Origin of the sequence: Mycobacterium palustre, from assembly GCF_002101785.1 — a bacterium.
GTDB lineage: Bacteria > Actinomycetota > Actinomycetes > Mycobacteriales > Mycobacteriaceae > Mycobacterium > Mycobacterium palustre.
Genome location: NZ_LQPJ01000119.1, coordinates 20,218 through 33,489, shown reverse-complemented (window position 1 = coordinate 33,489; position 13,272 = coordinate 20,218). Strand labels below are relative to the sequence as shown.

Genomic DNA, 13,272 nt, shown 5'->3' with positions numbered 1-13,272 from the left:
TGTAGGGGCCGGGCGGGTCGGGTTCGGCACTGTAGGCAAGCTCTTGCACCGGGTCCTCGACGGGCGGCAGCGCGAGCGTGCTCGGCGCACCCAACTGCGCGTTCGCGGCGGCCAGCGCGGCCCCCCGTGCCAACGCCATCTCGGGTTCCTCGGGGGCCGTCACCGAGACCGACGTCGCAGCGTCCAGCGCCGGCTTGATTGATGCGATGTCGACGCCGTCGCCGACGAGGAACACGCCGTCGGGTCGGGCGGACATGGATTCGGCGGTCGTGACCATCGCGGCCAGCCGAGCCAGCGCCGCGTCGCCGGACGCCAGGGGCTGCCGGTGCACGTCGGCGGTCGAGCCGTCCGAGGTGTCGACGACGGCCAGCGTCGCGAGGGCCGGCTGGACGAACAGCAGCGCGGTGCGCGTCGAGCCCGTCGCACCGCCGACCGCCTGGGCCAGCGCCGCCGCCGCGGTGAAGGCCGAGACCAGCGTGACGTCCCGGATGTCGCGCGCGGCCAAGGCGTTTCGCAGTGCGGACGCCTGGACGTGCTCGGTCGACGTCAACCCGGTAAATCGCAGCACGTGCCCGTTTTCGGCGGCGCTTTCCCGCGTTCCGAGGATGGCCGCGATCGCCCGATCGGCGGCGACGGCCGCGTCGCGCGGGATCCCGAAAACGGCCTGGTCGACGGTGACGCCGCCGGCACCCTCACCTTCCACGAGCACCATGCGGACCCGGTCAGGCGCGATCGACACGCCAAGGACGACGTCCACTGCTCCTCCATCTCAATTGACGGTCTTGGCCACCCTAGCGAGCCGGGCGCGGCACGCCCGTCGGTGCGGAATGGCTAACGGTGCCCGAAGCCGCCGAATCCGTGGCCCCCGCCAAAGCCGCCGAATCCGTGCCCGCCGAACGGTCCGTGGCCGCCGCCGAAGGGCCCACGGAAGGGACCGTGCCCACCACCGAACGGGCCGCGGAAGGGACCATGGCCGCCGCCGAACGGGCCGCGGGGTCCCGGCCCGCCGCCGAAGGGGCCGCGGCCGCCGCCGAACCGGGGCACCGGAGGTTGGACGACCGGCACTCGAGGCACCGGAACGAAAACGGGCGGTGGAACCGCGGGAATCGGGACGGGTGCCGGGGGCGCCGCCGGGGCCGGGACCGCGGCGGGCGGGTTCATCGGATGCGGCGCCGCCACCGGCGCGGGCGCCTGGATCTTCGGCTTGGCCACCGGCGGTGCCGCCGGGGGCGGCGGCGCGGGTTGGGTTGGGACGACGATGTTTTCGTTAGGGCTCGGTCGCAACGCGACCGTCGGGCGGATGCTGATCGCCAACGCGATTTCAAGCGCCACAACGGCGGTGATGAAGACCACCGCAAGCGTGCTCCCCACCAGCAGCACGGACCTGCGCCGCTGGACGGTCTCATCCAGGGCGCTTTGGTCCTCGGCGTCGGGCACGGCGCTGTAGGCGACATTGGGCCTGCCTGCACCGGCATCGGCGGAAACGACTGGCACGCTGCGGTATTCGGGCAGGTATCCCGGCAGCAGCCCGGGAGACTGGCCGGCGAGCGCTAGCGGGTCGACCTCGCCGGTGCCGGGGTCCAGCGCGTAAGCCAGTGCGGCCGTGGACGAGGCGAACAGCGGCGCGTTCGCCGACGCCAACGCCGCGCCGCGAGCCAGGGCCGTCTCCGGCTCGTCGGGCACGGACAGTTCCAGAAAGGTCGCGGCTTCCAGCGCCGGCTTGATCAGCGGGACGTCGACGCCGGAACCGACAACGACCACGCCCTCCGGGCGCGCCTCCAATGCCTCGGCGCCGGAAACCAATTCGACGAGCTCGCCTACCGCCTGGTCCTCATCGTCGGCGAGGATTCGGCGGTGCACCTCGGAGATCGATCCGTCGGCGGTGTCCACCACGGCCAACGTCGCGGTGTACGGCTCGATGAAGAGCAGCGCGGTGTGCGCATAGTGCGTGGCGTCGCCGATCGCCTGGGTGAGCGCGGCCGCGGCCATGAAGGCCGAGACCAGCATCACGTTCTCGATTTTGTGTGCGATCAGCACGTCGCGCAGCAGCGCGGCCTCGACGTGATCGGTCCAGGTGACCCCCGTCGACAGGATTTGATAGCCGCCCTCGGCGGCGCCCTCGCGGGTGCCCAGGATTGCAGAGATCACCTCGTTAGGCGCCGTGGACGGCGCCGCCGCCGCGTCGACGTCGAAGTTGTCCTGGTCGACCGTCACCCCGTCGGCGTTTTCGCCTTCGACCAGGACCATGCGGACCTTCGTAGGCGCCATAGATACGCCCAGCACGATGCCCACCACCGCTGAAGTCCCCCTCGGTAGTTTGCTGTGCCGCCGGACAAGTACATCGGCGAACACGATTCCCCGGCGCTATGCGATTCAGGTTCCGGGGAGCGAGGCGGCGCGGATTTTCGACCGGCCTCAATACTTCGACCCTACCCGCGCAACCGCGGGGGTGCGCTCGAGCCGGGAGCGAATGGGCTAGTGGCGCCCGCCGCCGCTGTGACCGCCGCCAAAGCCGCCACCGCCGCTGTGACCGCCGCCAAAGCCGCCACCGCCGCTGTGGCCGCCGCCAAAGCCGCCGCCGCCGAAGGGACCACCACCGATCGGGCCACCACCACCAATGGGACCGCCCCCACCGATCGGGCCGCCGCCAATGGGACCGCCACCGCCGAAGGGGCCGTCACCACCGATCGGGCCGCCACCACCCGGGAGGTGAACGGGCCCGTCTCCGCCGGTGCCACCAGGACCGGTGCCGGGCAGCGGAACGTGCCCACCGCCGGTGCCACCAGGACCGGTGCCGGGCAGCGGAACGTGCCCACCGCCGGTGCCACCAGGACCGGTGCCGGGCAGCGGAACATGCCCGCCGGTGCCGGTGCCGGGGCTACTCGGCTTGGGGAGGGGGCCTTGCCCCGGCAGAGGTTGGTGCGGAGGCGACTGCGGCACGTTGCCACCGACCTGCGGAGGCTGCGGGATGTGCACCGGCGGTTGGGGCAGCACGGCTTGCGGGGGCACCAGGTGAGGCGGGGCCTGGATTACCGGCGGGCTCAGAATCGGGTCGGGAACGGGCAACCGCAGCGCAGGCGCGGGAACCGGCAACACCGGAGGCACCACCGCCGGGACCGGCACCACCGGATCGATCGCGGGCGGGGCCGCGGGCAGCGGCGCAGCCGGAGGCGGGGCCGCGGGCAGCGGCGCAGCCGGAGGCGGGGCCGCGGGAAGCGGGGCTGGCGCCGGCGCGTTCAGGGGCCGCGGCGCCGCGGCGGGCGCCGGCAGCTTGATCTTCGGCATCGCCGGGGCCGCCTGGACTGCGGGCGCCGGGGCCTGTTGCGTTGGGACGATCAGGTCTTGGGCCGGCGTCGGCCGCAAGGCGACCGTCCCGGTGGTGCGAATCCCGATGGCCAGCGCGATCTCCAGGGCCAACACCGCGCTGATGCCGACGACGGCCAACCCGCTACCGACCAGCAGCACCGGCCGGCGGCGCGGTTGGTCCGGGGCGAACAGGTTTTCGATGACGACGGTCGGGGCCTCGGCGTCCTCGTCGGGCACCGCGCTGTAGGCCAGCTCGTCGTCGGCACCCGCGACGCGGAGGTACTCGGGCAACGCCGAGCCGTCGACCGCACCGGTGCCGGGGTCCTGCGCGTAGGCCAGCGCGGCCGTCGAGGCCGTGAACAACGGCGCGTTGGCCGAGGCCAGGGCCGCGCCGCGGGCCAACGCCGTCTCGGGCTCCTCGGGCGCGCTCACGTCCAGGGACGTCGCGGACTCCAGCGCCGGCTTGATCGAGGCGATGTCGACGCCCGATCCCACCAGGAACAGCCCGTCCGGGGCCGATTGCAACCGCTCCAGGCCGGCGAGCATGCCGCTGAGCTGCGCGGTGGCCTGCTCGTAGGACTCGGCGTAGATCTGCTGCTTGTAAACGTCGGCGACGGAACCGTCGGAGGTCTTCACGACGGCCAGCGTCGCGGTGTCGGGCTCGACGAAAAGCACCGCGGTGCGCTCGTAACCCATTGCGCCGCCGACGCTTTGAGCCAGCGCGGTGGCGGCCAGGAACGCCGACACCAGCATGACGTTCTCGACCTTGTGGGCGGCCAGCGCGTCGCGCAGGGCGGCCGCTTCGAGTTGGTCGGTCCACGTCACCCCGATCGCCGACAGCTCCAGGCCGGCGTCGGCCGCGCCTCGCGGGTGCCGAGGATGGCCGCGATTACCTGATCGGGCCCCGTGGCGGTGGCCGGGTCGTCGGCGGCGGTGACGTCAAACTCGTCCTCTTCGACGGTGGCGCCGTCGGCGTTTTCGCCTTCCAGCACGACCATCGCGATCGATGCCGGTGCCATCGACACCCCGAGCACGATATCCAAAACAAACCCCTCCAAAGGTGTTGCCGGTCACGCCATGGTCAGGTGGAGGAGGAAACCACGACCAATTCATCATGGCTCAGAAACGCTGTGCCGGCGCCGTACTGAACTTAGGTAGATCTTATGAAGTTTTCATACGAGCGAGACGGCGTCGGGCCGCGCTGGCCCTGGTACTTCGAACCGACGCGCGAGCTGCCGTAGGGGTGCTCGGCCGGGCTGGTCAACCGCAGGATGCAGAGCTGGCCGATCTTCATGCCCGGCCACAGGGTGATCGGCAGGTTGGCGACGTTGGACAGCTCGAGCGTGATGTGACCGCTGAAGCCCGGATCGATGAATCCGGCCGTCGAATGCGTCAACAGGCCCAGGCGGCCCAGCGACGACTTGCCCTCCAGACGCCCCGCGAGGTCGTCGGGCAGGGTGAACAGCTCCAGCGTCGACCCCAGGACGAACTCGCCGGGATGCAGCACGAACGGTTCCCCGTCGAGGGGCTCCACGAGGCTCGTCAGCTCGTCCTGCTGCTTGGCGGGGTCGATGTGGGTGTAGCGGGTGTTGTTGAAGACCCGGAACATGCGGTCGAGGCGGACGTCGATGCTGGACGGCTGCACCAAGGTGTCGTCGAACGGGTCGATGCCCAGCCGGCCGGCGGTGATTTCGGCCCGCAGATCACGATCGGAGAGCAGCACCCGCTGAGCCTATCCGCTGCTCGCCTTCTCGCCTTCAGTCCGCGAGGTACATTTCCCGGCCGGTGGGATATCCCCCGCCCGTGGTGGTGACGTGAACGTGGTCGAAGTGGCCGAGCCGGCTGGGCTGCGCGCCACCGGGTGTGTAGTAGACGCCGCGCCAGATCGCGTCTTGGATCGCGAACCGCTTCGCGTTGCGCATCACGTACGCGACGATCGCGTTGCCCAGCGCGATGCCCTCGGCGCTGCCGGGGTTGGGGATCATCACGTCGAGGGCCAGGCCGCGGGGGTGCCAGGGCAGCGCATCCGGTCTCACACCGCCGATCTGATGGATCTGGGGGAAGGTCGCGCTGATCGCCCGGGCCACCAGGATCGTCCGAACCTGCAGGCCCTGCTCCGGCGCCACCCCGACCGGCAAAAAGCGCGACCGCGTGTGGTAGCGCGACGCCGCGACCGGCTGGCCGTCCGGCGAACCGGCGGCTTTGCCCGACGGCGTCGGCGCCGCCGCGACGAGCTCCAGGCGCCAGGGGATGGTGTCTGCGATAACGGGCTTGGCCTCTTGGTGGACGGGTAATGGTCGGACGTCCCCGCTCGCCGCGAAGAAGACGGCGGCCGGCGCAAGCACCGCAGCCAGGGCTACCCGTGGCTTTCGCCGCTTCCTGGCTAATGAGTGCCGCCCCACCCAGAGCACATTACGGGCAGATCACGGAATAATAAACTTTGGGGTATGTGAGAAATCGCCGGAGGCAACTCACGAACTCGCAATGACGTTGTTGCGGACGGCATCTTGCGTCCGTGGCGCCGGATGCTAGCCTTTCGGAGCGACAGCGCCGATGTAGTTCAATGGCAGAACATCAGCTTCCCAAGCTGAATACGCGGGTTCGATTCCCGTCATCGGCTCCACCCGTCACCGCCAGCTGGCCGGCAGGTCGATGACGTGATTCGGGCAGTACTGCTGGGCCGCCAACGACATGACGTCGCGCGCGGCCTCGGCCGACATCTTGGCGCGCAACACCATGAAGGCGTACTCGGCCGGCGCGTAGCCCAGGTCGCGCGCCGTCGGGTCGTCCATCAGCTGGCACGCCTCCTTCTCCTGGTCGGCGTCGGCGTGGGCAGCTCCCGCCCCCAGCGCCAAGGCCGGCCCGAACAGGCAGGCGGCCGCGATCGCCACGACCGTCCTCATGGGCGTTTCCTCCCTCGCAGCTCCTCACAGCCCGCGCCCGCTCAAGCGGGCCACGGACCATTGTGGTCAGTCGCCGGGGCGACGGGCTGGAGCGTTGCCCGACATCAGCGAACACACCGGCAGGGTCATCCATGGGCCGCTGGCTTGCCTGCTTTCGCTGAACGATATGTGCGACTCCGCACGTGCCGCACAACAACACCGGCCGGGTTCCCGCGTTGACCGAACCCGATTGCGCCGCAGCGGCTTTGGAAGCCGAGGCATTGTTCCGCGCCACCAGCCCGACCACCACCCTGGCGCCCACGCTGGAGCGGCCGGCGCAACAGAATCCGGCCACGCTGGCCCTGATGCACGGCGCGTCGTTCACCGGCGATGGCGCCGGCCAAGTGCGCGGTCTGGCCGACGGCTTTGCCGCAATGGCCGCCCGCACCCGAGTGATCGCGCTTCGTTTGTCGTCGCCAATTCGTAAGATTTATTGCGCGCCGTGGCTTTTCAAGCTTCTATATACGAGTCCGGGCGGAAAGCATAAAAGGGCGAAGGAGAACAACGGGCTATGCCAGCACAGAGGATCTCTGGCCGGTTTAGGAATGCAGCGCTCGCAGGTGGCGCTTTGTTGGTGACGGCCGTCGTCTGCGCGGGGCCCGCGCACGCCGACGAGGCGTCCTACCTCAATCACCTGCACGCGATCGGCATCCAAGACCTCGAGGGCGGTGACCCGGCGCTGGTACAGACGGGTTGGAAAATCTGCCAGCAGATCTCCTGGGGTGCTCCCGCGTCGGAGCTGCAGTCGCTGGCACTGCAAAAGTCCACGCAGGACCTCGGTCCCAGGGGCATGACGCCCCGCCAGGCGGACGCCCTCGTCGACTACGCCATCGTGGATTTGTGCCCACGGGCGTGAGCCCTTAATTCACCAAAGGCCGAAACACCGGCAGGATTTGGTATTTCGCAGAGAAGCTGGCGCGGTCGTATTCGTCGCCGATCTCGCCGTCGTGGGCGATCACGGTCGGGCCGTCGACGGCGGAGAAGCTGAACTCGGGCGCCTGCACCTCGTGGTAGAGCGGGCTGCGCGGCAGCCGTCCCAACGCCAGGGCGATCAGGATCCGGGTCCGCGCCCACGGGCGACCGGTCTCCAGGATGCGCACGTCGATCAAGCCGTCGTCCATGCGGGTGCGCCGCGACGGGGCGAATCCCGTCGGCAGGTAAACCGAATTGCCCAAAAAGAACAGCGAGGTCTTGCAGGGTCTTGTTGTCGCAGCGGATGCGCACCGGCCGGTCGTGGCGCAGCGTGTGCAGCATCGCGTAGAACCCGGCGAGCGGCTTGCCGACGCGTTTTTCCAGTTTCTCGCGCTGCTGCACGAACGTCGGGTAGGCGCCGATGCTGGCGGTATTGAGCACCATGCGACTTTCGTTGAGGCACACCAGATCAACGCGGGCCACGCTCCCGCGCCGGATCGCGAAATGGTTGAACGTTCCGCCGGGGAAGACCGCCAGCGGCGGATTCTCCAGGCCCACCCCGACGGCGAACGCGGCGGCGCTGGCGAGTGCCCGGACGGCAGCGAGTTGGATGGAGGGACGGCGGCGCAATCGCCGGACCACCGGCACCGAGTCGTAGACGGGGCGCGGACGCGGGCGCAGCCGCTTGGCGACCTGGTTGGTGAGCAGGCTGGTCACCCCGAGCGTCACCACGCCGCGTGTCGCGCCCCGCTGCGCGGACTGTTTGCCCGACGAAAACAGCGCCGCGGCGATGGCCAACCACAGCTTGGAATGGTCGGCGGCCCGGGTCAGGTGCGGCATGACCGTGTCCAGCAGCGGCGTCGGCGTCTCGGCGATCGTCGCGAAGACCTCTCGATCGAGAGGTGCCGAGTCCCCGGGTGATCTGCTTGACGCCGCGCGCGCGTCGCCAGGGGCTGTTCATTCGCTCGACCCTAAGTTGGCAGGCATGCCCTACTCGGAGCGGTGGCGACAAAACGCCGAACGCCGGGGTGTGCCTCCCGACGTCGTCGCCGAGATCGGGCGTCGCCACGCCATCACCCCGCAGCGCTTCGCGCTCCTCGAGGACACCGAGGAGATCAACGACCCGCGCGGCAAGTCCTTTTTCCTGCTGCCGCCCGACATCACCGGGGACGACGCGCGCGCGGCGACGCTGCTGACCTACGTCCTCAACGCGGGCACCGACTACGGCAAGCCCGCCCACCGGCACCACGACTTTCCCGAGACGCCCTACTGCACGGCAGAGGTCGCGCGGATCATCAAGCGGCAGAACGCGAATCGCTGGAGCTACGCCCGCGACGTGGCGTTCGTGCACCGCAACGGCAGCCGGCTCGTCACGACGCCCAACGGCATGCTGATGGGCCTGGGCGGCAACTGGTTTCAGCGGCTGTTCAGCCAGCGCGGCGGCACCACCTGGGGCGACATCTTCATGGTCAACGCCGGCCGGGTCGCCGACCCGGCCGCACTGCTGCGCCGGATCGTCGGATCGGGGCGCGCGGGGCGCCGTCTTGAGTTGGACCGGCTGCTGCATCACGAGGAGCGGCACGCCCAGCAGTGGGCGGCACGCGGCTACGTGGGCATGCTCAGGGACTACGGCTGGGAACTGATTCGCGAGCTGACGTCGGGCGCCCCGAACCGGCTGGAAGAAGACGCCGGCCTGTCCGACGGCGGCTACCGATGAGCGGACAGAGCGTCGATCCCGTGATAGAGGATCATCGCGCCGATCACGACGAGGACCGCCGCGAGCAGGGCGGCGTTGTTCTCGTCCATCCAGACCTTGAGCCGCGCCATCGTGTCGTCGAGGCGGTCACCGGCGGCCGCGTAGGCGAGGATCGGGATCGCGACGCTCGACGCCGCGACGGCCACGAAGAACGCGGCGGCCAACCAGTCGCCGGCGGCGCCGAGCCCACTGCCGCCGATCGCCAGCCCGGCCGGCACACAGATGAGCGAGACGTCGGGTCGCACGACGGCCAGCGCCGCCCCCATCGCCCCGGCCCGGGTCGGGGTGATGGTGCTGAACGAGCGCATCCAGCCCGGTGACTCGCCGTGGCCCTGACGCCGCAACCACTTGGCGATCCCGTAGCAGATCAGCAGCGATCCGAAGACCACGCGCAGCCACGACGACCACCTCGGCGGGGACTTGTCGAGACCGCCCAGCAGTCCGGAGGCCGCGACGGACAGCGCGGTGAGCGCGGCCAGGCTGGCCAACCAACCGCCAAGGAAGGCAAGGCCGCTCGGCCGCGGCCGCGGCGCCTGCAACACCAGCACCGCGGGAATGATCGTGAGCGGCGAAAGCGAGATGACCAGCCCGAGGGGGACGAGACCGGTCCCGACCGTAACCCAGCTGCCTGCCACGGTCAGCCATCTTCGCACGGCAGAGCGGCTACAGCGCGCGAATCCCGTTGTAGATCACGATCAATCCGATCAGCACCAGGATGACCGCCAGCATCGCGGCGTGGTTGCGTTCCATCCACGCTTTGAGCCGCTCCAGCGCGTCGTCCAGGCGGTCACCGGCGGCCACGAACCCCAGTATCGGGACGGCCACCGTCAGCGACGAGACGACGACGAACACCGCGCCGCAGATCCAGCCCGCCGCGGCGCCCAGCCCGCCGGTGCCGATGGCCAACCCGGCCGCCGCGCACAGGATCAGCACCTCCGGCCGGATCGGCACCAGCACCACCCCGGTCAACGCCGCGCGCAGCGGGGTGAGCTTGGAGAACGAACGCATCCAGCCCGGCGTCTCGCCGCGGCGATGCCGGGTCAGCCAGCGGAACACGCCGAACGCGACCATCATCGACCCCAACACCACCCGCGCCCACGACGCCCACGTCGGCGGCGCGTGGTTCAGCCCACCGAGCAGGTCGGAAGCCCCGACGAAGGCCGCGGTGAGGGCCACCAGGCCCGCGAGCCAACCGCCGAGGAAGGCCAGGCCGGCCGGCCGGGGCCGCGGGGCGTGCAGGACCAGCACCGCCGGGATGACGGTGATCGGAGAGAGCGTGATCACCAGCCCGAGCGGAATCAGCTTGGTCAGCACGGAAAGCCAGTTGCCTGCCACGGGCAGCAATCATCGCATCGACTTCACGCGCCGGCGTGCCCTTTGCGGCGCAGCGTCCACGCCGGCACCCAGTGCGTCACCGTCTTGCGCCTGGAGCCGTACGCGATCGGGTAGGTGACCAGGCCCCACCAATCGCCCTGTTCGCAGATGCCCCAGCAGCTCAACCGGCCCTCGACCACCTTGTGCAGCTGCAGGCCGTTGGGCTGGTACCGCCCCGAGCGGTGCGGCTCGCGCGGGAACAGCACGGTCAGGTCGACCAGCACCGGGATCGGCGGGCGCACGACGCGGAAGGGGTCACGGGCCGGCTGCCCGTTGTATCCGATCGACGCGAGGTCGCCCATCTTTCGATCATACGTTCGAAGCGCCGGTTCGTTGAGTCGCCCACGTCGAGCTCATCCGCAACGACCACCTGTGGACCCATTGGGACTGCCGGTTTGGTCCCGACGGGTTCTGGCACGTCTGGCTCAGTAACTGAGGAGAAGGCCCGCCGCCGCGTCTGGCAACATAGCGGGCGGTGAGCGCCTCTGATACCCGCGAGTCCCGGCAGCGCCGTGGTGCGTTCGACCCGCTGTTCGTCGGAGTCCTCGCCGCCGCAATAAGTTTGGCCGGCGCCGCGCGCCCCTCGTTCTGGTATGACGAGGCCGCGACCATCTCGGCCTCCTACAGCCGGTCCTTGGGTCAGCTGTGGCAGATGCTGGGCAATGTCGACGCCGTACACGGCCTGTACTACCTGTTCATGCACGCCTGGTTCGGGGGCTTCCCGCCGACGGAGTTCTGGTCGCGGGCGCCCAGCGGTCTGGCGGTCGGCGCTGCGGCCGCGGGAATCGTGGTGTTGGGCAAGCAATTTGCGTCGCGCACCGTCGCCGTGATCTCCGGCATAATCTGCGCAATTTTGCCCCGCGCAACGTGGGCGGGCGTCGAGGCTCGCCCGTACGCCTTGTCGATGATGGCGGCGGTGTGGTTGACCGTGCTGTTGGTGGTCGCCGTCCGGCGTGACAACCGTTGGGTGTGGCTGGGTTACGGGATCGGGCTGGCGGGATCGGTTCTGCTGGAAACCTATCTGGTGCTGTTGGTGTCGGCGCACGCCGTTTTCCTCTGGGTTAGCCGCGGCGGCCGAGCGACGGTGCGGCACTTCGCGATCACGGCGGCGCTTACCGTCGGCGCCCTGACGCCGTTCATGTTGAAGGTCGCGGGGCAGGTTCAGCAGATCAAGTGGGTCGCCCCGATCGGGCACCGGACGATCGAAGACGTGGTGGTGCAGCAGTACTTCGAAAGGAGCCCGCCGTTCGCGGTGTTGTCGGCGCTGGTCGTGGTGACCGCGATTGGCTTGTGGCGCTTGACATCCGCGAGGCCCGCGGACACCGAGCGCCAGCTGTTGGCGCTGGCCGTGGCGTGGCTGGTGCTGCCCACCGCGCTGATCGTCGGGTGGTCGGCCGTGGTCCACCCGATCTACACGCCGCGCTACCTGTCGTTCACCGCGCCGGCGATGGCGCTGGTGCTGGGGGTGTGCATCGGTGCGCTGGCGGCCAAGCCCTGGGCGGCGACGGCCCTGGTCGTTCTCTTCGCGTTGGCGGCGGCGCCAAATTATGTTCGGGCGCAACGTAACCCGTACGCCAAGTACGGCATGGACTACAGCCAGGTCGCCGATCTGGTGACCGCGAAGGCGGCCCCGGGCGACTGCTTGCTCGTCAACGACACGGTGACGTTCATGCCGGCCCCGATGCGCCCGTTGCTGGCGGCGCGCCCCGACGCCTATCGCAAGCTGGTCGATCTCACGCTGTGGCAGCGGGCCGTCGATCGCAGAGAAGTCTTCGACACCAATCTCATTCCGGAGGTCGTCGCCCGGCCGTTGAGCCAGTGCCGCGTGGTGTGGATCATCACCCAGGCCGACAGGTCCGCCCCCGCCCACGAGCAGGGCCCCGCGCTTCCGCCCGGCCCGCTCTACGGCGCCACGCCGGCCTTCGCGGTCCCCCGCGACCTGGGCTTCCGCCTCGTCGAGCGCTGGCAGTTCAACCTGGTCCAGGTGATCAAAGCCGAACGCTGATCGCTACCAGATGCGGATGTAGTCGACGAGCATGTCCGCCGGGTAGGTTGCGGCGGCCGGATCGCCGGCGCCGACCCCGCCGACGGCCAGGGTGAACATGGGCGTCATCCAGTAGCCGGGTTGGTTGAACGGCCACCGGAAGTCGTCGGGAGCGCCGCCGTGGACGTGGATGGGCTTGTTGGGAACGCTGAAGTACTGGGCGCCGTCGCGCGCGAACTGGAAACCGTCCTCACCCCAGTGCATCCGCCACGTGTGCCAGCCGCCGTCGACAAGCCCGGGAATCGATTTTCCTTCCCAGGTCTTGCCGTTGGATGCCGCGTGCACCGTCGTCCCCGGGGGCCACGAGCCGTTGCCGTACCACTCGAACACGTCGACCTCGCCGTCGGGCAGCGGATCCTCGTTGACGCCCCAAAACGCCGACCACAGGCCCGGGAACAAGCAGTTCAGCTTGATCTTCGCTTCCCACGTCTGGTTGATCATGCTGCGGAAGTTGCCCCGCAGTTTGGCGCCGTAGTAGGTGTCCCCCTCTTGGGTGGCGCGCAGGACCAGGTTGGAGTTGCCGTCCTGGAAGACGTTTCGGCGGTCGTCGCGGTAGATCCCGGCCACCGGCGGGAACACGTCGTCCTGCCAGGACTGCACGGTCCACTTCGCCGGATCGGGCGCCGAGCCCGCGGGGCCGTCGAATTCGTCGGAGAAGATGTAGCCGCCGCCACCGGCCGACGGCGCCTCGGGCGGTGTCGGCAGCCGGGGCGACCGGGGCGCGGCCAGTGCCTCCGGGACCGGCATCGACGCCACAGCCGCCAGCATGCCGAGCCCCGTGGTCAACAACATGCTGCGACGATCCATGTGCAATCCCACCAATCCGTGAGCCGGAGCCTCCCGCCCGGCGTCACTCCCCGAAGCAACTCTCGCAAACGCCTGTTATGAAACCATGCGACGGGGCGGGCGCGCATCCCGCACCGGGCCGTGTCCTGCTG

The 13,272-nt window shown here is 69.8% G+C and carries 13 protein-coding genes, 1 tRNA gene and 2 pseudogenes; 5 read left to right on the top strand and 11 right to left on the bottom strand.

The genetic code is table 11. The features are described from left to right. The 5 genes and pseudogenes from AWC19_RS19385 to AWC19_RS19365 form a co-directional block, all read right to left on the bottom strand. On the bottom strand, positions 1–757 hold a 757-nt coding region (locus AWC19_RS19385), incomplete at its 3' end, for a DUF7159 family protein (RefSeq protein ID WP_211284959.1). Between the two features lie 74 nt (positions 758–831). Then, complete coding sequence (locus AWC19_RS19380; protein WP_085079621.1) at positions 832–2,295, bottom strand: DUF7159 family protein; 1,464 nt, start codon at positions 2,293–2,295, stop codon at positions 832–834. Between the two features lie 180 nt (positions 2,296–2,475). Beyond that, a pseudogene (locus AWC19_RS19375) lies at positions 2,476–4,325 on the bottom strand (DUF7159 family protein). 131 nt (positions 4,326–4,456) lie between these two features. Then, on the bottom strand, positions 4,457–5,029 hold the full coding sequence (gene dcd / locus AWC19_RS19370) for a dCTP deaminase (protein ID WP_085079620.1): 573 nt from the start codon (positions 5,027–5,029) through the stop codon (positions 4,457–4,459). A 34-nt stretch (positions 5,030–5,063) separates the two neighbouring features. After that, complete coding sequence (locus tag AWC19_RS19365; RefSeq protein ID WP_085079626.1) at positions 5,064–5,708, bottom strand: VldE C-terminal domain-containing protein; 645 nt, start codon at positions 5,706–5,708, stop codon at positions 5,064–5,066. 147 nt (positions 5,709–5,855) lie between these two features. Here AWC19_RS19365 and AWC19_RS19360 point away from each other — a divergent pair. Next, a tRNA-Gly gene (locus AWC19_RS19360) sits at positions 5,856–5,929 on the top strand. Between the two features lie 4 nt (positions 5,930–5,933). Here AWC19_RS19360 and AWC19_RS19355 read toward each other — a convergent pair. Further along, positions 5,934–6,209: a hypothetical protein gene (locus tag AWC19_RS19355; RefSeq protein ID WP_085079619.1), complete on the bottom strand. Its 276-nt coding sequence runs from the start codon at positions 6,207–6,209 to the stop codon at positions 5,934–5,936. Between the two features lie 215 nt (positions 6,210–6,424). Between AWC19_RS19355 and AWC19_RS30745 the strand changes: the two genes are divergently transcribed. Next, entirely contained in the window at positions 6,425–6,826 is a 402-nt protein-coding gene (locus tag AWC19_RS30745) for a hypothetical protein (RefSeq protein WP_245849145.1), read from the top strand. Next, a complete protein-coding gene (locus AWC19_RS19345; RefSeq protein ID WP_372508624.1) occupies positions 6,823–7,104 on the top strand; it encodes a DUF732 domain-containing protein in 282 nt (93 codons plus the stop codon). Before AWC19_RS30745 ends, AWC19_RS19345 begins: the two co-directional genes overlap by 4 nt. A gap of 4 nt (positions 7,105–7,108) precedes the next feature. On the opposite strand, the pseudogene AWC19_RS19340 reads toward AWC19_RS19345, so the two are convergent. Further along, positions 7,109–8,121 (bottom strand): annotated as a pseudogene (locus AWC19_RS19340) (bifunctional phosphatase PAP2/diacylglycerol kinase family protein). Positions 8,122–8,145: 24 nt separating this feature from the next. Here AWC19_RS19340 and AWC19_RS19335 point away from each other — a divergent pair. Beyond that, the gene (locus tag AWC19_RS19335; RefSeq protein WP_085079617.1) at positions 8,146–8,877 is read left to right on the top strand and encodes a hypothetical protein; all 732 of its coding nucleotides are present in this window, start codon (positions 8,146–8,148) and stop codon (positions 8,875–8,877) included. Here AWC19_RS19335 and AWC19_RS19330 read toward each other — a convergent pair. The 3 genes from AWC19_RS19330 to AWC19_RS19320 are packed head-to-tail and all read right to left on the bottom strand — an operon-like array spanning position 8,868 to position 10,592. After that, entirely contained in the window at positions 8,868–9,551 is a 684-nt protein-coding gene (locus tag AWC19_RS19330) for a GAP family protein (protein ID WP_085079625.1), read from the bottom strand. The genes AWC19_RS19335 and AWC19_RS19330 overlap by 10 nt on opposite strands. A gap of 28 nt (positions 9,552–9,579) precedes the next feature. After that, positions 9,580–10,230 carry a GAP family protein gene (locus AWC19_RS19325; RefSeq protein WP_085079624.1) on the bottom strand — a complete coding sequence of 217 codons (651 nt, stop codon included), beginning with the start codon at positions 10,228–10,230 and terminating at the stop codon, positions 9,580–9,582. 44 nt (positions 10,231–10,274) lie between these two features. Continuing rightward, positions 10,275–10,592, bottom strand: a complete 318-nt coding sequence (locus tag AWC19_RS19320) for a hypothetical protein (RefSeq protein ID WP_085079616.1) — start codon at positions 10,590–10,592, stop codon at positions 10,275–10,277. Between the two features lie 173 nt (positions 10,593–10,765). Here AWC19_RS19320 and AWC19_RS19315 point away from each other — a divergent pair, with 173 nt between their 5' ends. Beyond that, complete coding sequence (locus tag AWC19_RS19315; protein ID WP_085079615.1) at positions 10,766–12,295, top strand: glycosyltransferase family 39 protein; 1,530 nt, start codon at positions 10,766–10,768, stop codon at positions 12,293–12,295. A 3-nt stretch (positions 12,296–12,298) separates the two neighbouring features. On the opposite strand, the gene AWC19_RS19310 is transcribed toward AWC19_RS19315, so the two are convergent. After that, positions 12,299–13,141 carry a glycoside hydrolase family 16 protein gene (locus AWC19_RS19310; protein WP_085079614.1) on the bottom strand — a complete coding sequence of 281 codons (843 nt, stop codon included), beginning with the start codon at positions 13,139–13,141 and terminating at the stop codon, positions 12,299–12,301. Between the last annotated feature and the right edge of the window lie 131 nt (positions 13,142–13,272).

Excerpts from the sequence above, each read along its gene's own strand:
- AWC19_RS19355 (WP_085079619.1), bottom strand. The coding sequence starts at position 6,209 with ATGAGGACGGTCGTGGCGATCGCGGCCGCCTGCCTGTTCGGGCCGGCC.
- AWC19_RS19335 (WP_085079617.1), top strand. The coding sequence starts at position 8,146 with ATGCCCTACTCGGAGCGGTGGCGACAAAACGCCGAACGCCGGGGTGTG.
- AWC19_RS19320 (WP_085079616.1), bottom strand. The coding sequence starts at position 10,592 with ATGGGCGACCTCGCGTCGATCGGATACAACGGGCAGCCGGCCCGTGAC.
- AWC19_RS19310 (WP_085079614.1), bottom strand. The coding sequence starts at position 13,141 with ATGGATCGTCGCAGCATGTTGTTGACCACGGGGCTCGGCATGCTGGCG.